The 23,771-nt window shown below is 46.4% G+C and carries 21 protein-coding genes; 4 read left to right on the top strand and 17 right to left on the bottom strand.

Going from position 1 to position 23,771, the window contains the following annotated elements; genetic code table 11:
• Positions 1-201 precede the first annotated feature (201 nt).
• Genes RJ60_RS05100 through RJ60_RS05115 form a run of 4 tightly spaced genes read right to left on the bottom strand, consistent with a single transcriptional unit; the run spans position 202 to position 4,877 of the window.
• The gene (locus tag RJ60_RS05100; protein WP_099830717.1) at positions 202-1,140 is read right to left on the bottom strand and encodes an ABC transporter permease; all 939 of its coding nucleotides are present in this window, start codon (positions 1,138-1,140) and stop codon (positions 202-204) included.
• Positions 1,133-2,248: an ABC transporter permease gene (locus tag RJ60_RS05105; RefSeq protein WP_099830718.1), complete on the bottom strand. Its 1,116-nt coding sequence runs from the start codon at positions 2,246-2,248 to the stop codon at positions 1,133-1,135. Before RJ60_RS05105 ends, RJ60_RS05100 begins: the two co-directional genes overlap by 8 nt.
• A complete protein-coding gene (locus tag RJ60_RS05110) occupies positions 2,245-3,771 on the bottom strand; it encodes an ABC transporter ATP-binding protein (protein WP_099830719.1) in 1,527 nt (508 codons plus the stop codon). The genes RJ60_RS05105 and RJ60_RS05110 overlap by 4 nt, the downstream gene beginning before the upstream one ends.
• A 53-nt stretch (positions 3,772-3,824) precedes the next feature.
• Complete coding sequence (locus RJ60_RS05115) at positions 3,825-4,877, bottom strand: BMP family ABC transporter substrate-binding protein (protein ID WP_099830720.1); 1,053 nt, start codon at positions 4,875-4,877, stop codon at positions 3,825-3,827.
• A gap of 250 nt (positions 4,878-5,127) precedes the next feature.
• Between RJ60_RS05115 and RJ60_RS05120 the strand changes: the two genes are divergently transcribed.
• A complete protein-coding gene (locus tag RJ60_RS05120) occupies positions 5,128-5,613 on the top strand; it encodes a ferritin (RefSeq protein ID WP_099830721.1) in 486 nt (161 codons plus the stop codon).
• Between the two features lie 78 nt (positions 5,614-5,691).
• Entirely contained in the window at positions 5,692-7,482 is a 1,791-nt protein-coding gene (locus RJ60_RS05125; RefSeq protein ID WP_099830722.1) for a 5'-nucleotidase C-terminal domain-containing protein, read from the top strand.
• Positions 7,483-7,546: 64 nt separating this feature from the next.
• On the opposite strand, the gene RJ60_RS15995 is transcribed toward RJ60_RS05125, so the two are convergent.
• From RJ60_RS15995 to RJ60_RS16005, 3 genes are read right to left on the bottom strand one after another with little or no spacing between them, the layout of a single operon-like run.
• Complete coding sequence (locus RJ60_RS15995) at positions 7,547-7,786, bottom strand: alpha/beta fold hydrolase (RefSeq protein ID WP_258006185.1); 240 nt, start codon at positions 7,784-7,786, stop codon at positions 7,547-7,549.
• A complete protein-coding gene (locus tag RJ60_RS16000) occupies positions 7,783-7,995 on the bottom strand; it encodes a hypothetical protein (RefSeq protein ID WP_243392419.1) in 213 nt (70 codons plus the stop codon). Before RJ60_RS16000 ends, RJ60_RS15995 begins: the two co-directional genes overlap by 4 nt.
• A 3-nt stretch (positions 7,996-7,998) precedes the next feature.
• The gene (locus RJ60_RS16005; protein WP_243392420.1) at positions 7,999-8,409 is read right to left on the bottom strand and encodes an alpha/beta fold hydrolase; all 411 of its coding nucleotides are present in this window, start codon (positions 8,407-8,409) and stop codon (positions 7,999-8,001) included.
• Positions 8,410-8,769: 360 nt separating this feature from the next.
• Between RJ60_RS16005 and RJ60_RS05135 the strand changes: the two genes are divergently transcribed.
• Together RJ60_RS05135 and RJ60_RS05140 are read left to right on the top strand one after the other, a co-directional pair.
• A complete protein-coding gene (locus RJ60_RS05135; protein WP_099830723.1) occupies positions 8,770-9,504 on the top strand; it encodes a cytochrome c biogenesis CcdA family protein in 735 nt (244 codons plus the stop codon).
• 4 nt (positions 9,505-9,508) lie between these two features.
• Positions 9,509-10,183, top strand: coding sequence for a thioredoxin fold domain-containing protein (locus RJ60_RS05140; protein WP_099830724.1), 675 nt, complete (start codon positions 9,509-9,511; stop codon positions 10,181-10,183).
• On the opposite strand, the gene RJ60_RS05145 is transcribed toward RJ60_RS05140, so the two are convergent.
• From RJ60_RS05145 to RJ60_RS05190, 10 genes are all read right to left on the bottom strand, one after another.
• The gene (locus RJ60_RS05145) at positions 10,167-10,724 is read right to left on the bottom strand and encodes a macro domain-containing protein (protein WP_099830725.1); all 558 of its coding nucleotides are present in this window, start codon (positions 10,722-10,724) and stop codon (positions 10,167-10,169) included. The genes RJ60_RS05140 and RJ60_RS05145 overlap by 17 nt on opposite strands.
• Positions 10,721-12,034 carry a replication-associated recombination protein A gene (locus RJ60_RS05150; protein WP_099830726.1) on the bottom strand — a complete coding sequence of 438 codons (1,314 nt, stop codon included), beginning with the start codon at positions 12,032-12,034 and terminating at the stop codon, positions 10,721-10,723. Before RJ60_RS05150 ends, RJ60_RS05145 begins: the two co-directional genes overlap by 4 nt.
• Positions 12,000-12,941: an NAD-dependent epimerase/dehydratase family protein gene (locus RJ60_RS05155; protein WP_099830727.1), complete on the bottom strand. Its 942-nt coding sequence runs from the start codon at positions 12,939-12,941 to the stop codon at positions 12,000-12,002. The genes RJ60_RS05150 and RJ60_RS05155 overlap by 35 nt, the downstream gene beginning before the upstream one ends.
• Before the next feature lie 9 nt (positions 12,942-12,950).
• Positions 12,951-13,568: a uracil-DNA glycosylase family protein gene (locus RJ60_RS05160; RefSeq protein WP_099830775.1), complete on the bottom strand. Its 618-nt coding sequence runs from the start codon at positions 13,566-13,568 to the stop codon at positions 12,951-12,953.
• An 11-nt stretch (positions 13,569-13,579) separates the two neighbouring features.
• A complete protein-coding gene (locus tag RJ60_RS05165; protein WP_099830728.1) occupies positions 13,580-17,932 on the bottom strand; it encodes an LptF/LptG family permease in 4,353 nt (1,450 codons plus the stop codon).
• 6 nt (positions 17,933-17,938) lie between these two features.
• Entirely contained in the window at positions 17,939-18,640 is a 702-nt protein-coding gene (locus RJ60_RS05170; protein WP_099830729.1) for a phosphate uptake regulator PhoU, read from the bottom strand.
• Positions 18,630-19,448 carry an NAD(+)/NADH kinase gene (locus tag RJ60_RS05175; RefSeq protein WP_243392422.1) on the bottom strand — a complete coding sequence of 273 codons (819 nt, stop codon included), beginning with the start codon at positions 19,446-19,448 and terminating at the stop codon, positions 18,630-18,632. The genes RJ60_RS05170 and RJ60_RS05175 overlap by 11 nt, the downstream gene beginning before the upstream one ends.
• A 143-nt stretch (positions 19,449-19,591) precedes the next feature.
• Positions 19,592-20,641, bottom strand: a complete 1,050-nt coding sequence (gene ruvB / locus RJ60_RS05180; protein WP_099830731.1) for a Holliday junction branch migration DNA helicase RuvB — start codon at positions 20,639-20,641, stop codon at positions 19,592-19,594.
• 8 nt (positions 20,642-20,649) lie between these two features.
• Entirely contained in the window at positions 20,650-21,948 is a 1,299-nt protein-coding gene (gene asnS / locus RJ60_RS05185) for an asparagine--tRNA ligase (RefSeq protein WP_099830732.1), read from the bottom strand.
• A gap of 88 nt (positions 21,949-22,036) precedes the next feature.
• A complete protein-coding gene (locus RJ60_RS05190) occupies positions 22,037-23,770 on the bottom strand; it encodes an S-layer homology domain-containing protein (protein WP_243392431.1) in 1,734 nt (577 codons plus the stop codon).
• Position 23,771 lies beyond the last annotated feature (1 nt).

A 23,771-nucleotide genomic window follows, 5' to 3' on the forward strand; every position in this document is an offset into this window, starting at 1 on the left:
TTATACTCTCTAGTGTATTTTAACTCAAGCACACACCGGAGGAGTCCGAAGAAAGGACGTTCCTCCTAAACCAATAAGCGTATGCAAAACTTATGAATGCTGCTCGAGTCATCACTTTGAACCTCCGAATATCTTTGATAGGAAATTTATACCACAAAACAATGTTACGGATCAACAGTAAAAACGAACGTATTGTTTCCTTTAGGTTCTCTCTTCTCTTGAATATGGTACTCCCAGTGATGTCGGCGCACCTACCTTTCTCTTCAGCGTATCTGTCGAAGTGAAAAAGAGAACGACAATTGTGAGCAAATATGGAAGCATCTTGAGAAAGTCGGGTGAGACGTGAGCTCCTACTGCTTGTAATCTCAATCCAAGGGCAGTTATTCCTCCGAAGAGATATGCACCTATCAAGGCCTTCACAGGATCCCAGGTTGCGAATAGCACAAGAGCTATGGCTATCCACCCCCTGCCGGCCGTCATGTTTTCGATCCACATCGAGTTATAGGCCAACGAGAGATAAGCTCCGCCTATTGCTGTAATTGAACCTCCCAGAATAGTGTAGATGTATCTGACTGCGAATACATTTATACCCTTAGCATCTGCGGCATCGGGAGATTCGCCTACTGCTCTTAGGGTCAGTCCGGGTCGTGTCTTGTAAATGAAGAACCACATGACGGGAACAAGCAGAAAACTTATGTAGACGAGAAGGTCGTGACTGAAAAGAATCTGACCCAAATATGGAATATCCGATAATACAGGAATTCTTATAGGCTGAAAACGCTTTGCGATTACCCCGATGTAGTCTCTTCCCCACAAACCGCTTAGACCGGTTCCGAGCATAGTTATGGCGAGCCCGCTGACGATCTGGTTCACTCTGAGAGTTACTGTGAAGAAGGCATGAACAAGGCCGAGAACGGCTCCTGCAAGCATTGCGACGAGTATAGCAAGTAGAAGGTTTGAAGTCTGATATGAGGCGACGAAGCCTCCAATAGCTCCGACCAGCATGAGACCCTCTAATCCGAGATTCATCACTCCCGATCTTTCAGTGAAGATCGTGCCGAGAACCGCGAACAGCAGAGGAGTTCCCGCTCTGACTGTAGCGCTGAGTGTCGAGAGAATGAAAGACTCGATATTATTCATTCGTGACTGCCTCCTCTCTCGATACCCTCAATCTATATTTGGCAATAGCCTCTCCTCCGAGAAGGCTGAAAAGTACCAGCCCCTGAAATACAGATATCAGAGCCATCGGCAGCTTATAGAACATCTGAAGCTGATCATTTCCTACGAGTAGTCCTCCGAAGAGAAATGCGACAAGCAGAATTGCAATCGGGTTCAGCTTGGCCAGCCAGGCTACAATGATCGCAGTGTATCCGTATCCTGGAGAGAAGCCGTGTTGCAGTCTGTGTTGCACTCCCATCATTTGTACGGCCCCTCCCAAGCCCGCTATTGCTCCGCTAACAACGAGCGCAATGATCGTGTACTTTATTATGCTGATTCCCGAGTATCTGGCTGCTTGCGCATTGTCCCCTACGATTCTCGAGTTCATTCCCCACCTTGTCCTTCTGTACACATAGAAGAGAATGAACGCCAACACGACTGCCAGGAAAAAGCCAATGTGAAATTCGCCTCCGAAGAGAGTCGGAAATCTTGCCTGCTGAGGAAAAGGCGCGGTCCCCGGGAATCCATAACCTTTCGGGTCTTTCCACGGTCCGTATACAAGATAATCTACCCAGAATATTGCGACATAGTTGAGCATAAGAGTTACCACTATCTCGTCGGTCTTTGCAAATGCCTTCATTAATGCAGGAATTAAGGCCCAAATGCCACCCGCTGCCGCTCCTAGAACTGAAATTAGGAGAATCATAAGTACTGGCGAAGTGACATCTTTGAATAAGTAAAGAGCTCCCCAGGTAGCGGCCAATGCTCCCATATAGAGCTGGCCTTCACCTCCTATGTTCCATATCTTCATTCTGTATGCAAATGAAAGGCCGAGCCCAACGAAAGCCAGCGGGACCATCCTCATTAGTGTACTGAATATCCCGTATCTGTTCGCAAAGGGCCAAGTCAACATTTCCTTGTATGCTTCAAACGTCTCTTTGAATGCAAGAGACAGGGTTCCAAGTCGGCCGTAGAAGAAGATCAACAGAATGATTCCCATCAGCAGCAACGCAGCGGCCACTGAGAGTATCGGTACAAGGATAGAGGAGTATCTGGGGACGGCTAGCCTCTTTTCTATTCTCAACTTCACGCGATCTCCTCCTGTTTTGAACCGGCCATCATGAAACCAATTTCCTCTGTATACTTTGGATCAGGAGGTGTGTACCCCATTATCTGACCCTCATACATCACAGCAACCCTATCTGAAAGCCTGAATATCTCGTAGAGTTCCCCGGCTAGAAGCAGGATAGCCGCTCCTCGATCCTTATGAGCAAGAAGGGATTTATAGACAAACTCCATTGCTCCCACGTCTAAACCTCTTGTAGGATGCTCTGCAATGATTACAGTTGGCTTAGTTGACAGCTCTCTCGCGAGTACGAGTTTTTGAAGATTTCCTCCGGAAAGAAATCTTGCCTGAGTCTTGGTCGACGGAGTTGAAATCGAATACTCGCTGACGAGTCGCTCCGTGGCCTTCTGCATTGCACGAAAATCTACGTTGAACGGAGACTGAGGAATGTACTTCGTGTGGGCGTTCTTCATAAACATGTTCTCAGTAATTGACAGCGAGGGACATGTAGCCAGAGCTCTCCTGTCCTGGGGAACAAATGCCACGCCTGCCCGAATTCTTTGAGCGACATCCGTGTGACGAAGAGTCTTGCTGTTCAAGCGAATCGTACCGTGAACAGGTTTTCTAAGGCCATAAATGGCTTCTGCAAGCTCTCTTTGCCCATTACCCGCGACCCCTGCGATGCCTAGTATTTCACCAGAGCGGATGTTCAGACTCAAGCTCTTCACCGCTTCAAGATTCTTGTCATTTTTCACGGTCAAGTCTTCAACTTCCAGAACAGTAGTACCAGGTTCCTTTGTTGATTTCTCGAAGTCCAGCAAAACGTCTCTTCCAACCATCATTCTTACGAGAGATCTTCTATCAATTGAACTTCTCTCTTCAGTTCCAACAAACCTGCCACCTCTCAATACCGTAACCCTGTCGCTTATTTGGAGCACCTCGTCAAGTTTGTGACTTATGAAGATCACTGAAGAGCCTTCACTCACGAGCTTTCTTATTGCTCTGAACAAGACTTCAGTCTCTTGAGGAGTAAGGACTGCCGTTGGCTCGTCAAGAATGATGACTTTCGCGCCGGTATAAAGCAACTTTAGAATCTCGATTCGCTGTTTCTCTCCGACCGAGAGAGTCCAGACCCTTGCCTTCGGATTCACGGGTAGGCCATAGCTTTCTCCCAGATTCTTTATGCTCGATTCAACTGATTTTGTGTTTACAAAGAAGCCCATGTCTTTCAAGCCGAGAACAACATTCTCGGCAACCGTGAAGGAGGGAACTACAGTAAAATGCTGCTGCACCATTCCTATTCCCCGCTTCAGCGCATTATGAGGTGAAGAGATCGACACCCTGTCTCCCTCAATGAGAATCTCTCCACCATCGGGCTTGTAAATTCCGAAAAGGATATTCATTAAGGTCGTCTTGCCTGCTCCATTTTCTCCAAGTAGAGCGTGCACTTCTCCCTTTCGGAGATCGAACGAAATGTTATCATTTGCAAGAATTCCTGGAAAGGCTTTAGTGATGTTTCTCATTTCGAGAACTGAAAGATCAGCCAAGAAATATCACTCCAAAGAAAGAAATTGAGGGGCCAGAAGGCCCCTCAGTGTTTTCACTGTATTTTACCTACAACGTTATTGATGAACCAGTCCATACTGAGAAGATCACTATCCGATGGCCTCTCGCCTTTGCCGTATCTCAGTGTTCCAGACTGGTCATACACCGGTCCGTCAAACGGGTGCATAATACCCTCGATTATCGCCTCTCTCATCGACATCACAAGCTTTGCCACTCCTTGGGGTACTAGGTCGCCAACGAAGATATCGACTACTCCGTCCTTAATACCGCCCCAATACTGCTCATTGGTCCAGGTACCGTCCATAACTCTTCTCACTACGTACTCGTAGAAAGGACCCCAGTTCCATACAGGGGCTGCGAGGAATGCGTTTGGAGCGAAGGCGGTCATGTCGCTGTTGTATCCTATTGAAAGCGCGCCTCGGTCTTCTGCAGCCTGCTGTGGGGCAGGAGAGTCTTGATGCTGTGTTATGACATCTGCACCGATATCGAGTAGGGACTCCGCAGCTTCCTTCTCTCTTGCTGGGTCAAACCAAGTATTCGACCAGACCACATGAACCTTTGCATCCGGATTCACGTACTGAACGCCCATTGCAAAAGCGTTGATTCCTCGAATAACCTCCGGAATCGGGTAGGCAGCAACATAGCCAATGATGTTGCTCTTGGTCATTGCTCCTGCGATTAGACCGCTAAGGAACCTCGGTTCGTACATCCTTCCGAAATATGTACCGAGATTGTCAGTGGTCATATAACCCGAACAGTGCATGAAGGTTGAGTTGGGGAAAGACTGAGATACTTTTACCATAGGGTCCATGTAGCCAAAACTGGTTCCGAAGATCAAATCATAACCTCTTTGAGCATATCCTCTGAACACAATTTCGGCTTCTCCACCTTCGGGAACGCTTTCAATAAAATCAGTTACTATCTGATCCCCGAAAACTCTCTCGAGATGAAGCCTACCTTCATTGTGCATGGTGCTCCAGCCACCATCGCCGACCGGTGCTACGTAGACAAAAGCAACTTTCAGTGGTGCCGCCATCAGCGCCGCTGCAATCAGCAGCACTGAGAAAAACAAGAAGATCTTCCTCATTGTTATTACCCCCCTTTGTTGAGAAATTGGCCGTCCTTATGTAGAGATTATACATTTATGAGATTGACATTCCAAATCGAAAGGCAGCAAATAACTAAGAATAGGTTGCTTCGTATAAGTCTATTAGAACAGCTCAGAGAGTGAACTGCTGGTTCCAACTCGTTAAGATACTTTGAGAGTTCTCTTCGCGGTGGTAAAATATCATGAAGGAACTGTTGACGCTTAAACCGAATGGAGAAGGAGGCTAACTATGATAACTGCAAGAATGGAAAAGGAGATCAACGCTCAAATAAAGGCTGAATTCGAGTCTGCTTTTATCTACATGGGAATGGCCGCGTGGGCACACAAGAACGGATACTTCGGTACGGAGAACTTCATGTGGAAGCAGGCCAAAGAGGAAGAAGAACACGCAATGAAGTTCATTGATTACCTTAAGGACGTAGATGCAACCGTTGATATTCCAGGCATTGAGAAACCGACCATTAACTACAAGTCGATTTTAGATGTGTTCGAAAAAGGACTCGAACATGAGAAATACATCACTTCAAGGATCAACAATCTCGTCACGATTTCCGATGAAGAAGGGGATTACGCAACGAATGATTTTCTTCAGTGGTATGTCACTGAACAGGTTGAAGAGGAAAAGACCTTCAGGGATGTCGTGAAGAGGCTGAGGATGGTCGGCGATAACATCAACGGAATCTTCTCAATTGACTCTAAGTTAGCAGCAAGATGAATCTCTGCGGGATGCCTGTCATCCCGCTTTCTTTTCTCGCTGCACAATTTGAGGTGTGAGGCTAAAGGAGGGGTTTAGGTGCGAAGGCTCCTTACTTCGTTTTTCATTATCTCTTCTCTTGTACTTTCATTTGCTTCGGATTTTCATCTTACAATTCTCCATACAAGCGACATACATGGGAGCGTTTTTCCTGTCGACTATGTGACGGGAAATTCTTCGGACGTAGGTCTGGCAAAGATCTCTTCTTTCGTCAGTCAAATTAGACATACCAATCCACACACACTTGTTATAGATACAGGTGATCTGATCCAGGGAACGCCGTTTTCGTATTTCTTTGCGAAGATCGACAACTCAGGCATCAATCCTGTTATAAGGGCTATGAACTTGATCGATTTGACATCCTCTACGATAGGAAATTGCGAATTCAGCTACGGCCCACGTAATCTTGAGGACGCGATGGTCTCGGCAGAGTTTCCCTTTCTCTCAGCGAACATTGTCTTCGATGACTCTGCTGAACATGTGTTTCAGCCGTATTCGATAATAACTCTTGAAGAAGAAGGCGAGAACGTAAGAATTGCGATTCTCGGCCTAACCACGAACCTTATCCCAAGATGGGAGGATCCAGAACATATCGCCGGGCTTGCATTTCTTAACCCTGTGAACGTTGCAGAGAAACTTGTTCCTAAACTCAAAGATGAAGTCGATGTGCTTATAGTTGCTTATCACGGAGGCTTTGAAAGAGATCTCACTACGGGAGAACCAACCGAGGAGCTTACGGACGAGAATGTAGGTTTTGAACTTGTAAAGACAATCGAGGGTATTGATGTGCTTCTTACGGGGCATCAACATAGGACTATCGCCGAGATAATAGACGGAGTAGTTGTCTCTCAACCGTCCAGTCTCGGAAGGTTTGTCGGCAAGGTTGACTTGAAGCTGGAGAGAATAGAAGACGGCTGGCAGATCGTTGAAAAGTCGGTCGAGCAGGTGTCTATGGCTTCATATGATCCTGACGACTATGTCGTTGGAGCTTTGAAGGACTTCGAAACAAGAGTCCAGAAATGGCTTGAAAGACCGGTCGGGTTTTCTATTGGAGATTTCTTCATAGAAGATCCGCTTGAAGCTAAGATGAAGGATAATCCTCTTGCTCAGTTCATAAACAGAGTTCAGATGGAAGCGACCGGTGCAACGATCTCGTGTGCCGCCATTTGTACAGACGAAATTACAGGCTGGAAGACAGGGCCAATAACAATTCGGGATCTTATCTCGATCTACCCCATGTCAAGCACTTTGAAGGTTATTCAGGTATCCGGTTCAGACATCAAAGCCGCCCTGGAAAGGAGCGCAGAATACTTCACTTGTACTGACAACAAGATATCCATCTCAGAAAGTTGGTTGACTCCAAAGCTAACGAGTCGAGATTATGATATGTGGGAAGGAATAGAATACATAATTGCTGTGGATAGACCGGTTGGTGAGAGAGTACTTAGTATCAGGTATCAGGGAAAGCCTGTCGATATGGATGAAAAGTACGAAGTAGTTATGAGCAGCTATCGGGCCGGCGGTGGCGGTGGGTACAGCATGTTTGAGAGAAGGCCGGTGGTTAGGGATGTCATGCTCGAGGTTTCCGAAGTGATCATCGATCATGTGCTTGGAAGATTTGTAGTTAGCGCATCCGTAGATAACAACTGGTCGGTGGGGACGGGCTTTATCCATACTATAGGGTGGAACGAAACGCTGAGGTCGATATCCGAAATGTACCGTATCGATACCTCTGAGATTATGAAATACAACCCCGATCTGATTAGGGTTGACCGTATTCCTGCAGGTTCGGAACTGATCATATACAGGCCTGCTGTTCAGAAGGAATAAGTCTGTGCTGAACGCGGTGATCTCTCGGAAGAATCACTGAGTTGAGATACCGTTTTCCCCTTGATCAGTTCTCGATACGATCAAGAAAGCTGCGTACTTCTTGAATGTATTTTACTGTCTTTTCGAGATGATGCTCGTGAGAAGCATCTTCGAATACCCTCACTGTTGCGTTTCGAAATTTGCTTGCGTAAAAGGATGTTGTTTCTGGTGTCGCCTCGTCGTATTCTCCGCAGGGCAGCAAAACAGGAATCTCTATTTCACTAAGGCGAGGGCTCAGATCGTAACCCTTCAGTGTACCAGTCACAGTGAACTCGCTCGGACCGTACATATAATTGTATACTTCCCACTTATCCCTGCTACACCATCGTTCATGCATTCGGGCCAGGTTTCCATTCTACATACGTACTTGCTGTAGAACTCCGATATCGCATCCTGATAGCCAGGTTTTCCGAAGTCACCGCTTTTTTCCGCCTCAAGTATCGCAGCTCTTGATTCATCGGATAATGTTACCATGAGTCACCTTGCGTCCTCCTCAAACCTCGAAATGCTCATCGCGGGTCCTGATAGAACCAGTCCCTTAACGCGATCAGGATGTTTCAAAGAGTACTCGCAGGCAAGGACCGTTCCGCAGGATTGGCCTAAAAGAAAAGGTTTAGGAAAGCCGAGATCGGCAACTAGACACTCGATTTCCTTCACAAACCTATCGATTCTCCAAAGAGTCCTTTCCTCAGGTCTATTGGATTCTCCACACCCCAGTTGATCATAGAAAACCACCGGTCGTTCGTCGGCCAGTAACTCGATTGTCTTCAGATAATTGTGTGGAACACCGGGACCGCCATGAATAGCAATCAGAGGAGTCTTTTCCTGATCCTTGCCTTTGACTTCATACCAGATCTTTCCGTCAGGTACGCTCAGTCTTCCCTCCATAAACTTCCTCCATTGATACGTGTTCCACCAAACTCAAAGAAACACGGCGATTTTCCAGAACAAACCTTTCCGAGCGCAGCGCCAAGCTACTCTTAATCGCTCTTGAATCAACGATGGCAAAGAGACAAAGTCTGAGTACTCTCTTCCTCAAGTAAAACATGGAAAGCGCATCATTGCCCGGAGAATCAAGAGTTGATAACAGAGATCCTAAGAATTCATTCGCAAAAAAACTTGCTCTTCAATGTAAAGCCTCATTCTCGGTGGCGGATGGTTGATGCCGCCCTTATGCTACACTTCTTCACAAAGAGTTCATTTGCATGGAAAACGAGAATAGTTTATAATATACCCGGGAGGGGTAATATGAATGAATTGACTTCTGTAGCAACCGGAACAATCGGCCTTTCACCATTGATTAGTCCCATTGTAACAACCAGCGTGACATACGGCAGCGCCTTCTTAGGGGGATTGCTTTCTTTTTTCTCTCCATGTATTCTTCCGCTTATTCCAGTCTTCTTTGGAGTTCTTATGGGTGGAGCAAATGATGCAAAGGCGCGCTTCATAAGAGGAGCGTTTTTTACACTGGGTATGTCTATCTTCTTCTTCATTCTTGGTATCGGTGCAACAGGTCTTGGCACGTTCATAAGGCAGAATGAAGTCCTGATGAATGTTATTTCTGGAAGCCTCTTCATTCTCTTTGGCTTCCTCTATCTCTTCGAGATAGGAATTAGGGGAGTAAACCTTAACGTTTGGAAGTTCGGAGGATCTGCTGTTAGTGGCTTTGTGCTCGGAGCCGTTCTCGGTCTGGTGTGGGTACCTTGTGCGGGACCGATTCTTGGTTCGATTCTTGTCTTGGCTGCAAACCAGTCTGCGATAGCGGAGGGTGGCATGATGCTTCTGGTTTATTCATTAGGTCTGAGTATCCCATTCCTTACCCTCAGTGGAGTTGTAGCGAAGCTTACCTCCAAGCTCTCGTTTAGTGGCGAGAGTAAGTGGAGAATGGTTATTAGGATATCGGTCTTCGTAGTGCTATTGGCTGCCGGACTTATTACGATGACAGGCAATCTGAATTTATTACAGTTCGTAACGGGAGGTTGATTTTATGAGAAAGATGCTGATTGTGATTGCTCTGATTCTACCTGTGATGATCTTATCTTATGTCGGAATGCTAGATGATTTTGACAAGACACTGCGACTGGCAGAGATCCAGGAGAAGGAAGCTATAGTAATGTTTTCAGATAACACCTGTGGGTATTGCGTGAGATTTATTAAGGAGACGCTTGCTGATGAGACTGTTGAGGAACTGCTTCGAGCAGGCTTCATTTTCTCTCAGATCTACAAGAGTAATCCCGGAACGGCTTCTTACATAGTTGGAGAAGAAGTCAGGGAGATGACCTATGGTGATCTATACGCCCACTTCCAAATACGGGGAACGCCTACTTTCTGGTTCTTCACAAGTGATGGTGGGTTATTGACTCAGCTGCCCGGCTATGTGCCTGCAAACGATTTCGTACCGATACTTCGTTATATTGGCAGCAAATCGTACGAAGGGATGACCATCGATGATTATCGAAGTAAGCCGTCAGATTACTTTGGAACGCCCAAGATAGTTAGGGTTAACGAAGAAGACTACAACTACGTGCTTGAAAACGACCCTATCGCTTCAGAGTATGCCGGTCAGGATGTTGACGTTTTCACTGTATGGCTGACGAAGGATGAGGAAACCGCTGAAAGTCTTCTCGAAGAAGGAGTTTACAGAGTTATCCTTCTGAACTGAAGTAGTCTAGAGCGATATTGAGGAACTCGTCGTAGGCCTTCTTGTCCATCAAGCACATCTTTATCAGTTTCAACGATGATGACTTGTTTGATAGATGATCTACAACCGCTTTCAGAAACTGATCTGCACAAATAGATACCGGAACTCCGAATATGCCCGTGGAGACTGCCGGAGTGGCGAGCGTAACAGCTCCCATTTCGGCAGCCTTGTTAAGAACATTAGTGAACGAATTGTAGAGTTTGTTTTCCAAGTCAAGTTCTCCATACTGTGGACCAAAGACGTGTATAATATTCTTTGCTAGCAGGTTGCCGGCTCCGGTTACGGCTACTTCGGAGATCCCTAAAGGTCCATTCTGCCTAACATATGCGTCACTTTCAAGCTGAATCTCCTTTCCGCCTGCTCTCACCAAAGCTCCTGCCACTCCACCTCCGTGCCTCATGTAGCCATTGGCTGCATTGACAATAACGTCAACTTCCTGTTGGGTTATGTCGGAGATTTCGAGCTGAATGATCTTTTCATCCTCTAGAATGAAGCTTTTCATTTTTCGTCCGGGTAGAGCTTCATACCCTTCCATAGTGACCTAAGTCTCTCAAGAACGTATCGTTCCTTTCCGTTAGTTCCGGGAACATAGAAGACTTCCTCCTTTATGGATTCTGGGAGATAATACTCACGTGAAAACCCTCCAGTTGTGTGTGGATAGTTGTATCCCTTACCATATCCCAGTTCTTTCATCATCTTCGTCACGGCATTGCGCAGCTTAAGAGGTACGTCCAGATTAGGTGTAGCCTTGACCATCTCCCTTGCCTTCATCATGGCGCTGCAGGTTCTATTGCTCTTGGTCGCGACTGCGAGATAGATTGCGGCCTCGGAGAGATTCAGAACGCACTCAGGGAGTCCTACATTGCTGACGGCCTGAAAGGTGGCATTGGCAATAACGAGCGCCATGGGATCGGAGAGGCCGATATCTTCCGAAGAAAAGATTACCATTCTCCTGGCAATAAACTTCGGGTCTTCACCTCCCTCTAGCATTCGCAGCATATAGTAAAGAGCTGCGTCTGGATCGCTTCCTCTCATGCTCTTAATGAAAGCGGAGATCAGATCGTAATGTTCCTCGCCCTTCTTGGTATACCTTCCCGAAGGAAGTACAGAAAGCTCGTTCATAACCTGAAGATCAAGAGAGGTTCTGTCAAGAGCCGCAGCGCTCTCCACAAGAGTATCGAGAAGGTTCAAAGCAATCCGGGCATCTCCACCGCTGCTCTGAGAAATCACTTCGATTACTTCATCGCAGACGGTCACTCCCGAACTCTTGAGAACCCTGTCCTTCTCAAGGGCCTTCTTCAGAAGATTGTCAATATCGCTTTCGTTGAGACCCTTGAGAATTACGAGACGACAGCGGGAGAGAAGCGCAGGATTGACTTCGAAACTGGGATTCTCCGTTGTCGCCCCGATCAGTATTATCAAGCCCTTTTCCGTAACAGGAAGAAATACGTCCTGCTGGCTCTTATTCAATCTGTGGATCTCATCCACGAAGAGCACAAGTTGCTGACCTACTTTCTTCAGTCTCTCGGCGTGCTCAAAGTGCTTCTTGAGATCAGCCGTTCCTTGGAGACTCGCGCTAAAGAACTCGAAGTGATATCGGTTTCCCAGCTTTGATCTGATGATTTCTCCGATAGTTGTCTTTCCGGTTCCAGGTGGGCCGTAAAGTATCATTGAAAAGAGTTTGCCGCTCTCGACGGCACCTCGAATTATTCCCTTCTTTCCTGTAAGATGTTCCTGTCCTACTACATCGTCGAACTCTCGCGGTCGTAATCTCTCACTAAGAGGAGACCAGTTCATTTCTGAAATACTCAATTGTACTCTCAAGCCCCTTTTCAAGCTTCACTTCAGGCTCCCATCCTAGTAGGTTTCTAGCCTTATTCGCATCTAGAATCGATTTCTTCAGGTCGCCCGGACGCGGTTCTTTGTGAATGGCTTCTCTTGCATAGCCAGTGATTCTCTTCATTTGTGTGAATAGCTCGTTGACTGAGGTTCCCTTTCCGGTTCCTATGTTCATTATGCAATCTTCACTTTTTTCGAGTGCCAGAAGATTCGCCTTTGCAACATCAGAGACGAAAACGTAGTCCCTTACACATTCTCCGTTACCGAAAATGACGACCTCCTGATTTCGGAGCATTCTCTCGGAGAAAATCGCGACGACTCCAGCTTCTCCGTATGGGTCCTGCCTGGGCCCATAAACATTCGCGTATCTCAGAGCCACATAATTCATGCCAAGCTCATTGGAGAAGAACCTCAGATAGTTCTCGGTTGAGAACTTCGCAATGCCATATGGAGAAAGCGGTTTCGGAAGCTCTTCCTCATCTGTAGGTATCTTCTTGACCTCATCACCATAGATCGCTCCTCCCGTCGATGAGAAGACGACTTTCTTGACTCCGTATTTTGCAGCGATCTTCAGAAGTCGCAGGGTTCCTATTATGTTGATCATCGCGTCTTCTTCGGGTTCTCTTACCGATCTAGAAACGCTTATTTGGGCTGCCAGATGGAAGAGAGCGACAGGTCTGTGAAGCATGAAGACCTTTTCCATCATCTCTTGGTCTGTGATGTCTTGCTCATAGAACAGTGCTCTTGGATCCAGGTTCTCAATCTTCCCACTCGAAAGATTGTCAACAACGATTGGAATCTTACCGGCGGCTATAAGCTCATCCACAACATGTGAACCTATGAATCCCGCTCCTCCTGTCACCAAATAGTTTTCGGCCATGCTTTCCTCCTATATGTCAATTTCCTCTCCAGCCAGTAGTTGATCGTACATCTTTCTGACTTTCTGGATATCCTCCCAAGTAAGACTCTTTGGTGAACCTGGGGCTCTTGATGCGTTTCTAAGCAGATAACTTGGATGGAACATGACGAATACTTTTATACCTCCAATCCAATCGAAGAGCTGCCCCCTCACCTTCGTTATCTGGAGTCCATCTCTTTCAACGAAATACGAAAGTGCAGTGGCGCCCAGAGCAACAATCAATTTAGGTTTTATTATAGCCAGTTGTGAGAGAAGATATGGGGAGCAAGCTCTCTGTTCTTCTGCAGACGGAACTCTATTCTTTGGGGGTCTGCACTTAACGATATTTGTGATGAAGACGTCCTGCCTTGAAAGCTTCACTGAGTCCAGTATTTTAGTGAGAAGCTCGCCTGCCTTGCCCACGAATGGTCTACCAGAAGCATCTTCATCGGCACCTGGCCCTTCACCGACAAATACAACGGGTGTCTCGATTGAGCCTTCACCGGGTACTGTGTTTGTCCTCGAAGAGCTAAGCGGGCAAAGAGAGCAATCACTTATACTTGAATTGAGCTCCAGAAGCAATTCCTTTCTTTTGACGTAATCGGTCAACAATTCTCACCTCAGAATCTGAACCTGAAGTATGGATCACCCTTGTGAAGTCCAATCACAAGATACCTATCCTTCAGTTCCTTTATATAGAATTTTAGTGCAATTGTCTCAAGGGAGTCCTGGAACGTGTTGATTTCGCTCCCGAAGCCCAACCTCAATACAAGCTCCAGAGCCATACAGTGCAGATCGAAGTACATCGGTGAAATCTTCGTTATCGATTCATCCCAGAGTGAGACATCTCCTGCATAGGTTCCAATCTCTACGAAGCTCCTCTTACCGCTTCCGTCTATTCCCAGAGAGAGCCTGTTGAGAACTCCTGGAGTATCAGAGAGCGTGCCCATAGGGAAGAAAAGCTCGTTGATGTGCATAGTGAAGTAGTAATCCTCTGCTTTACGGAGCTCCATCGAGAGTCCAAACTCCTCGAATTTCGCCGTTCTTCCCCCAAGGATAGTCTTGTTATCGAGTTTGACATTGGAGACTCCAAACGAGTATGCTGAATACCCTGTTTCAGACGCTGTAGAGGTCGCGATAAAATACTCGCTGACCGAGAAAGTTGAAATAGTCAGCCTTGTTGACTGCCATATCAGGAATCTAGCCTGAGACTCTGATTTAGTGAAATACTTTTCGGGATACTTGTACTTTGAATCGAACTTCGTGAAATCCGTCGTGAAGTCCAGTGAAGCTGCCCTCCAGGAGACTTCTCCCACCGAGAGGTCATTCACCTCAAACTTCAATCTGTCGTACATCTTTCTTGAGCCTGAGAGATAAGGATATCTGAACTTCACTCCAAATGAGGCGAAATCTTTGATCTTGATAGAGGAACCAAAGACCAGATCCTTCAGCATTCTTTCATCTTCAGCAACATTTGGCGAGGCATCGAAAGTCCAGTCGAGAGTGAATTCAAGTTTTGTTTCGGTAGCGATTTCGAGGGTCAATCTCTCCTTGTTGACGAAGTCGTCAAACATGTCTTCACTCTGCCAGAATACTTTGCTCTCGGTCTTATGTGAGAAGACCTTCGAATCGAAAGTGAAGGAGTAGGCAGTCTCTGAGGCTTTGGAAGTAACAGGCATGAAAATTGTTTCTGTCTTCTGACCGAACTTCAGACCCCAGAACTCAACTTCTCCTTCGGTCTTAAGAAGGCCCTTTCCCAGCCAATTCATTTCGGTAGGACTGGCCACCAGTTCTTCATAGTCCAATTCAAGAACATAATCGGCCTTGAGGACCTCCGTCTCAATTCCAGTCAGCAGCTTTCCCGGGTGGTCGAGGCGCCATTCCTCTTTCAGGAAGTCATAGGTTAGCACTGGATTGTACTGCACACTGACGTAGTACCAGTCAAATGGTCTATAGGTAAGCTCGTTCTTGAGCGTTACAGGTATCTCGTTCTTAGTGAGTTTCCATCCTTCATCTGAATCATAGTAGAAGCCCACTTCATACGCGGGCTCCAGGACCACTCCAACCGAAAGCGGTCCCCATTCACCTTTGTACAGTTCAATGTCTTTGTATACACGTAACTTCTTCCCTTCAAACTTGAAAGAGCCGTCGTATCGCGATTCAAAATAGAACTTCAGTTCAAGAGAGATGAAGCCATCATATACAATGTCAAAGGGATCTATCCAGAACAATCTATCCTTATTCTTTTCATGAATAGAATTGTAGTCCAGGGCGTATCTTCCGTTGATTTTCAATTTACCGTCTTCTGATGCAAAGGTCAGATAGTTGCGGCCGATACCCTTGTTATCTGCCGGCATAGTAATGTTAAGCTCAGTAGTAGAAGCGTCGAAAGTGCTCTTCACGTCGCCGCCGATCTTTAGATTCCCAGCAGCGAAGAGATACTTATTTACCTCAAGCACGAAATCTTCCATATTGGAGGGACTGAAAAGTTCTGTAAGAGTAGCGGCGTTTGATGCTAGTTTGAAATTCAAAGACTGAACGGAAAAATCTGCACCGAACAGCGCTCCCTCAGTCTTGACTGCGGAAGCGTTGGCTCTCAGAGAATACAGGATATTCTTGTTTATGTATCGCTGGCCGAAAAGACCGCTGACTCTGAACTCCGAGGTACTGAGCTTAAAGAAACCAGCATCGATAATCTCATCCGAAGGAATCGTTAGATTCTGAACGTTGACCATCCAGAGATTCTTATCGTCATATCTTGCGAAAGCTCCGATAACATCTAGCTTCAACTCCCAATCTTCGGGGGAGAGTATTTGAACATAAGCGAGCTGCATTTCGGTCGCGCCCATCGTCTCTTTCACGGCGAAAGGATCAAGCTGAGTTACTTTGTTCTTGACAATGCTTTCTCCCAAGTTAATGCCTGTGAAGGGGGTCTGAAGTTCCTTTAACGGAGGCCCGCTAATGTATAGAGCGCCTCCCTGCATTCTTATTTGATCAAAAGAAGGTTTTAGCAAGACATAAGCGCCGTAGCTTGTCTCTTTCTGCTGGCCGAATTGACCGAAGAATTCTATTTCACCTATAGGTGTATAGAGTACAGACTTTGCTGTGAAGGCGTCTTCGGTAGACATCCAATCTCTGTACCACGTTCCTTGAAGAAGAAGCCAGTCGACTTCCAGGTAACGAACGGTTATCCGTGTCTGAGCATCTGCAATTCCGCTAAGATCGACATCGAAGGGACGTCTGTCCGGGTCGTCTAGCGGGAAGTAGTAGTACGGCAGATAGAATACCGGGATATTGCCGATGTACAGCAGCATGTTCTGCACCGACATCCCCTTTCCAGGCGTCACAACTGCCGATGAGACCCTGAATCTGTAATGGGGGTGAGATTTATCGCAAGTGGTTATGTAGCCGTCCGTTATGTTCAGGGTAGGTGATGCTTCCATAGTCGATTGAACATAATCGCCGTAAACATAGAACGGGACTTTCGAAGCTGTCTTGGATGTATCGCCTCTGGACGCTGGCACTTCAATCTCAGTGCGCGAGAACACCTGCATACTTTCGACTCTCTCGTTCGTTAGATCAAGAATCAATCTATCTGAGACTATAGTTGTCTCGTCACTTACCATCTTCACGTTACCCCAGAATGAGATCGATTCCGGTGTGGAGTCGATATTCAGTATAGAGGCATTCGACGCATCTATAGTTGCCGTCATAGTCTCACTGAAGTACTCTACTCTCACGCCGTCTCCAATGAGTATCTCTCTGCCGTCTTTCGTTCCAGCGATCGTTCCCCCCACGATCCTCACATTTGATCCTTCGAGTAAGCCTGGAACAAGCAGGATTATAACAATGGCGGAACCCTTCAGGATTCTCGTGAAGAATTCCGAAAGCCGGTAACTGGCTTTCGTATCTATGAGCGAGTAGATTACGACACCAAGGATAGAAAAGACGATATTCGGAATCCACGGGGCAAGAGAGGGGTTAATCAGATTCTCCTTCCCCATACCGCTAAGCCATGCACCCGATCCTTGATATATGACAACGAGCAAGAAGGTCAGAATAACCGACCAAGACTTCGATTGAAGATTGAACATAAGCGAAACCGGAACACCGAGCAAGACAATAACGAGAGGAGCGATCGACATCGAATACTTTTCCTGCAGAGCGACTTCGAGCGAAGAAGTATTTATGCCGGTGTTCTTGAACGCCTTTATGTCTTCTCTCAGCTCGGCACTAGTTTTCTCCTTCGGAGATTTGAAGCTCGCCAGGTATCGTTCAATGTCGTCATCAATTTCAAATTCTGCAGTACCGAAATGCATCTCAACTCCCAGAAAGCCTGACTCATCTGTCTGGTAAATCTTGGCATCACTCAATATCCATTTATTTGGAACAATGATGGCACTCTCAGCAGTCGTCAACGTAACCTGACCTCTGTAGACCTCATAAATCGAGACATTCTTAAGCTCTTTTGTTTTCTGATCTATTCTTCTTACGTATATCATTCTCCCCTGACCGTCCTGCATGAAAACATTTTCTCTCAGCGTGACTTCAGGTTGTCTGTAAACAAATCTTGCCATTGCCTCACTTGCCTTTGTTGAGGCCGTGGGGACAAGATAGTCGTTAAGCAGATAAGCAAAGCCGCTGAAAAGAACCCCAATAAGCAGGAAGGGAATTACGAGCCGTTTGAGAGATATTCCGTGCGTCTGCAGGGCAATCAGTTCGTTGTCCGATCTCATTCTCGAGAGTACCCAGAAGATAGCCAGGAGTATTCCCACCGGTATTCCAAGAACAATGAACTCGGGAAGATTGTAATAAATGAGCAAGAAGAGCTTATCTATGCCCACCTTGTATCTTATTATCATGTCAGACAAGTAGTAGAGTAACTCTAAGCTCACGAAAATTATGAACCCAACCAGACCAATAAAAATCGAACCTAATGCTTGAGCTCCTATGTACTTTATAAGAGTCTTCAAGAAGAATCACCCCTTGTTGTTCTGGGCATTGAAATCAATGGGTTGGAAACCGTCATTAACACATCTATAGTATTTGCCGGTTTCAATATACACTGCTGCTTCCATAAGTTCAGTCGAATGATCTGCTATCTCTTCCAGAGCTCCGAAAACCATCATTAAGTCTAGTGCTCTGCTGATTATTGATGGCGATTCTTCGCAGTAGCGAACGAGATCGGTCTTTACCTCTTCCTGAATTCGATCAACGAAATCGTCATTCTTACACAATCTTACAGCTTCAGAAAGAGAGGGGTCAACCAAATTGTCTATTGCGCCTTTTGTCATTACGGAGACAGATTCGAACATCGTCTTCAGTTTTTCATGATAGCCTATCGGCGGACGCTTTGAAAGTGACAATCCCCTCTCACATATAAACACACACTTGTCGCCTATACTTTCAAGAGTGCTGACGATATTCATCGAGAGAGTCAAGAGTCTTAATTCTTTTCCTGTTGGCGTCAGTATTCCGGTTAGGCCGATTATCATTGCTTGTAGTTCCACCTGATGATAATCTATCACAGAGTCGGAATAAATCACATCTCTTGCCTGGTGTTCATTTCTCTCTAGAACAGCAACAGATGTCTTGTTAAATATGCTCTGGACATATCGCGCCATTCTGAGAATCTCAATTCTCAGGTTTCCTATTCTTTCGAGACCAACTTTAGATATCATCTTTCAGTCGACCTCCAAAGGCCAGCTTCTTCTTGAGAAGAGCAACAAAATCGAAGCTTCCTTCTCTGAGGAGAGACACTATCTTTTCTGAAAGACCGACGTTGATCTTGTCTCCCGTCCTGATATTCGAAACAAATGTTCCGTCAACGTAGACCTCAATAGGATAGCCCTTGTCTTGCCTCACTTCCATTAGAACTCTTCTCGAAGCGGCGAGAACGACCGATCCGACGAAGGGGTTATGAGGACATATGGGAGTAACCTGAAAGCAGCCGGCATCTGGATCTACCAGAGCACCCCCGGCGGCCATCGAGTATGCAGTTGAACCAGTGTTTGTCGCGAAGACAATACCGTCACCAACAACGGGATAACTGCTCTGCCCACACACATTCACACTGAAAGAAACGGTCCTGCTTGGTGAAGAACGTTCTACAACGCAGTCGTTAAGAGCATATCTGATAGAGTCTCCGATTTCTATCTCCATTACATGTCTTGTGACGCTCTCAAGTTTTCCGAGGAGAAGTAGATCAAGTGCAGTGTGGAGCATACTGAGTTCAAAGGCTGCGAGAAAGCCTACACTACCAACTCTGAAGCTCATTATCGGCAGATCGTTCATTACTGCCAGAGGCACTGCCTTGAGAACAGTCCCGTCGCCACCGAAGGTAAGAATTACTTCTGTTCTTGCCGGTAAGCACGAAGTACCATCCTCACAAAACGAAGTAGCGATTCCGTGAGATTCAATTTCCCTTGAAAGCCAGTTCAGTGTTTCAGAGGAGATTCTCGTTCTGTTATAGAACACCGCTGCCTTCACAACTCTCACCCCACAACAAAGAAAAACGACTACCAGATTCGTAAAACGACTACAAAGAATACATTGAATTGGAAAACTGTGATCAGCCCGAAGAGAAATCTAAATCAGCACAACAGATTGAGCGATCAAGCCCGAATGTCATATTAGTCTTCATCCCCTTCTCTCTGATCAATGTAGTTCCAAAGAGGTGAATTACGTGATTCAAATGGGAATCCCAAATGGCGATAAGCCTTTTCCGTAACCATTCTTCCTCGGTTTGTCCTTACCAGGAAGCCGTTCTGCAGCAAGAACGGCTCGTAGACTTCGCTGATTGTCTCCGGTTCTATCCCGATTGATGCCGCGATTGCCTTGACGCCCGCAGGCCCACCATTATAACTCTCAATCAAGACAGATAAGAGGCGCTTGTCCATCGAATCTAGTCCCTCCTCGTCAATAGAAAGGAGCGTCATTGCCGACTGAACAGTATCAACTGTAATCTCCTTTCCCCCTTCAACTGTGGAGATATCCCTGACTCTTCTCAGGAGCCTGTTTGCAATTCTAGGCGTTCCACGCGACCTTCGGGCAAGAAGGATTGCCGCGTCTTCTCTTATCGATGTTCCGAGAAGCGCTGCCGATCTAATAATGATCTGTTTCAGATCCTTATCGGGATAGAACTCCATCTCTAGAATCATTCCAAATCTGTTTCTCAAAGGCGCACCTATGAAACCACTGCGCGTCGTAGCTCCGACAAGGGTGAACGGGTTCAGATCAAGACGAATCGATCGGGCACTGGGACCCTTGCCGATCATAATATCTAGCTGGAAATCCTCCATAGCAGAGTAAAGAATCTCTTCAACGGTTCTATTCAGCCGGTGAATCTCGTCTATGAAAAGAACATCGTTCCGCTCCAGCCCGGTCAAGATAGCGGCCAAATCGCCCTGTTTCTCAATAACCGGTCCAGATGTGACATAGATCTCCGAGCCCAGCTCGTTCGCAATGATATGTGCGAGGGTGGTCTTGCCCAAACCCGGAGGGCCTGCAAGCAGAACATGGTCAAGGGCCTCTTGACGTACCTTGGCTGCTTCAATTGCTATGCTAAGTCTTCGCCTGATTTTCGATTGGCCGATATACTCCCCAAGGTTTTTCGGCCTGAGGCTCTTTATTGAACTATCCTCTTGGACCTTACCTGGAGTAAGAAAACGTTCTTCTTCCATAGTGCCTCCTACGGATGAATTCTGTAAAGGGTTCTGGCGAAGGGTATCGCTTCTCTGATGTGCTCAAGTCCTGCTATCCAGGCAACGATACGCTCTATACCCATCCCAAAACCGCTGTGAGGGACCGTTCCATAATCGCGCAAATCAAGATACCAGTCATAAGAAGAAACGTCTAGACCATACTCGTTAATCCTCTCAATAAGCAAGTCTCGGTCATATATTCTCTCAGATGCCCCAATTATCTCTCCATAGCCCTCAGGAGCGAGCATGTCATCGCAGAGTACTACTTCAGGTCTCTCTGGATCAGGCTGCATGTAGAAGGCCTTCATCATTCTCGGATAACGCTCCACAACGATCGGCTTGTCGAATTCATTTGCAATCGCCGTTTCTTCATCACCCCCAATATCGTCGCCCCAATTAATCTCGAATCCCTTGTTTTGTAGAAGTCTCACTGCTTCGTCATAAGTTATTCTTGGGAATGGAGTCTCGATCTTCTCCAGTTTCGATGTATCTCTTCCGATTGATTTAAGATCTTCTCCGGCGCGTTCCAGAGTGCTCTTCACTACATAAGTTACTAGCTCTTCCTGCAGCTTAATATTGTCATCGTGACCATAATAGGCGACTTCAGCTTCGTTCATCCAGAACTCAATAAGGTGTCTGCGGGTCTTCGATTTCTCCGCCCTGAAAGTGGGGCCAAGGTTGTAGACCTTTCCGAGAGCCATGGCTGCTGCTTCAAGATAAAGTTGCCCCGTCTGAGCGAGGTAAGCCTTCCCGTAATCGAAGTAGTCTATCTCGAATGTATTGCCTGCGCTCTCGCCAATCGAGCCGGTGAAGATAGGCGTATCGATAAGCACAAAACCTCGATCGTTATAGAACTCCCTTACGGCACGGATTATCTCGTGACGAATCTTCAGCACATGGGTCTGACGCTGAGTTCTTAGCCACAGATGCCTGTTGTCCATCAGAAAATCGATTGAATGATCCGGTTTGTTTATCGGGAAGTCTTTCTCGGGAATCTGGATTATCTGAAGATCCTCCACGAAAAGTTCGACTCCGCCTGGAGCTCTTTCTTCTGCCTTCACAAGTCCCGAAACAATCACGCTTGACTCCATCTTAAGTGAAGCCGCTACCTGGAATACGCTTTCTGGGACGCTTGACTTCTCGACGATGCCCTGAATGAAGCCCGAGCCGTCCCTCAAGAAGAGGAACTGAATCTTCCCGCTCGATCTCCTTCTTCTAAGCCAGCCCCTTATCTGTACGTGTTCGTTTATATGTTTACTAAGTGAAGAAATCTCTGCGACTCTCATCAAGCACCTCCAGCAACAACTCGTCAGCTTCAATTATAGCAAAAACCCGGGGCTAAACCCCGGGTCAATCATTACGATAGCTCTTCTACTATATTATGCCTGAGGCAATAAGAACCCAGATGGATATTCCTAGAGCTGCCAGAGAACTCACAGTAGAAAGAATCAACCAAGGAGAAGTCTTCTTCTGAAGAGCCTCTACATCCTGCTTTGTGGCTGCATCAATCGTTGCGCTGTTGATTTCGGCTACTCTCTCAGAGAGGTTTACGATTACTGGCTGGGTCTCCAGATCGCTTATTTTTACATATCTCTCGAGGTTCACCACAGTTGCATTCAGTCTTGATTCCAATGAGTCTGTTCTGGTCTTGAGAGCCTTGATTTCGCTCTCATTCTTTCCAAGCTGAGTATTGATAGTATCCATGCTGAGAGAAATCTTTGACAGGTTTGCATCTACCGAGACGTTCAGCATATCCATTGCTTCATTCATCCTAGCCTCTAGTTCAGCAACACTCGCCTGACTTGCAGCGAAGTTCTTGGACTGTTGATCGGTAAGGGCGTTGAACTTCGTATTCAGTGCATTCAAGTCGCTTCTCAGAGAGGATACTGTGCTGACAGAAGACTTCAGTCCAGCCAGTTCATTCTCGTGAATAGTGACGATTTCATTTATCGCGTTTATGCTTCTCTGAAGATTGCCGATATCGCCTTTGATGATTCCGGTTTCCGAAGTGAAGTCCTTTCTCAAAGTCTCGATATCCTTGGTAAGCAATTCGTTCGAATTCTTTACCTTGGCAAGCTCGTCAACACCTGCGTAGAGATTCAAATTCGCCTTTAGGTCGGTCTTCGTCACATAGTTCTGCAAATCACCGATCTTCGCGTAGTCAGAGGAAATCGCATTGATTCTCGCAGAAAGCTCATCGAGTTTGCTTACAGCATCGGCGGGAAGCCTCACATTTGCGATCTGATTCTCAAGCGAAGAAATCTTGTTCTGAAGATCCCTAACAGTCGCCACATTTGCAGTCACTGTCGCCATTGATTCTTTTAGAGATGCGATCTCAATAGCGTTTGCAGAAGCTCTGTTTGTAATCGTACTGAGCTTCGCATCGTAGTCGCTTAGTGAAGACGAGAGAGATCGAACAGCAGAGTCTAGAGTGGATATAGATCTTTCGTTTGAAGAAAGCGAACTCTGGATTGTGCTGATGTTTCCGCTAAGAGTATCAACTCTTCTCACAGCATCGTTGACTCTCGATTCCATGACGGCAAGATTTGACATGGAGTTCTGAACGTTTTGAACGTCAACGGCCAGAGTATCGAGCTTCTTCGTAGTCAGAGAAAGGTCCTCGACGAACTTCATGATCTGCTGCCTCAAGGATTCAACGGTGCTCTGAGATACGCTCCCGTTGGTGGAGATTCCAAGAGAAGTGATTCTGTTCTCCAAAGCAGTGATCCGTAACTGAAGATCCATGGTATCGATTAGCCTTCCGCTAGAATCGGTAAGGGCAAGCTCGAGAGCTTCAAGACGGGACATGATAGTTCCATCGACAGTACCTGACTGCTGAACAGTGCCATGCTTTGCGAAATTCAGCTCAACATAATCGAGTGTCTTCTTCAGCATTACCGCTGTCTGATATCTTGTGAGTGGATCGTTTCCATTGAAGTAAGTCCTGCCATCGGCTTGAACAATACCTGTCAGAATGCCTAGGTCAGAAAGTCTCATCACCGCATCGTATGCCCAGTGATTTGAACTGACGTCTACATAATTGACGGCAGCGAAAGCTGAAGTGAATGCCAGACCGAAAATAAGCAGTGAGGCAAGTAAAAGTTTCATT

This window comes from Mesotoga sp. B105.6.4, assembly GCF_002896535.1.
Classification (GTDB): domain Bacteria; phylum Thermotogota; class Thermotogae; order Petrotogales; family Kosmotogaceae; genus Mesotoga.

Bases quoted from the DNA above. Each gene is read 5' to 3' on its own strand.
- RJ60_RS05100 (WP_099830717.1), bottom strand. From the start codon at position 1,140: ATGAATAATATCGAGTCTTTCATTCTCTCGACACTCAGCGCTACAGTC.
- RJ60_RS05115 (WP_099830720.1), bottom strand. From the start codon at position 4,877: ATGAGGAAGATCTTCTTGTTTTTCTCAGTGCTGCTGATTGCAGCGGCG.
- RJ60_RS05120 (WP_099830721.1), top strand. From the start codon at position 5,128: ATGATAACTGCAAGAATGGAAAAGGAGATCAACGCTCAAATAAAGGCT.
- RJ60_RS16000 (WP_243392419.1), bottom strand. From the start codon at position 7,995: ATGGTAACATTATCCGATGAATCAAGAGCTGCGATACTTGAGGCGGAA.
- RJ60_RS16005 (WP_243392420.1), bottom strand. From the start codon at position 8,409: ATGGAGGGAAGACTGAGCGTACCTGACGGAAAGATCTGGTATGAAGTC.
- RJ60_RS05135 (WP_099830723.1), top strand. From the start codon at position 8,770: ATGAATGAATTGACTTCTGTAGCAACCGGAACAATCGGCCTTTCACCA.
- RJ60_RS05140 (WP_099830724.1), top strand. From the start codon at position 9,509: ATGAGAAAGATGCTGATTGTGATTGCTCTGATTCTACCTGTGATGATC.
- RJ60_RS05145 (WP_099830725.1), bottom strand. From the start codon at position 10,724: ATGAAAAGCTTCATTCTAGAGGATGAAAAGATCATTCAGCTCGAAATC.
- RJ60_RS05155 (WP_099830727.1), bottom strand. From the start codon at position 12,941: ATGGCCGAAAACTATTTGGTGACAGGAGGAGCGGGATTCATAGGTTCA.
- RJ60_RS05170 (WP_099830729.1), bottom strand. From the start codon at position 18,640: ATGATATCTAAAGTTGGTCTCGAAAGAATAGGAAACCTGAGAATTGAG.
- ruvB (WP_099830731.1), bottom strand. From the start codon at position 20,641: ATGGAAGAAGAACGTTTTCTTACTCCAGGTAAGGTCCAAGAGGATAGT.
- asnS (WP_099830732.1), bottom strand. From the start codon at position 21,948: ATGAGAGTCGCAGAGATTTCTTCACTTAGTAAACATATAAACGAACAC.
- RJ60_RS05190 (WP_243392431.1), bottom strand. From the start codon at position 23,770: ATGAAACTTTTACTTGCCTCACTGCTTATTTTCGGTCTGGCATTCACT.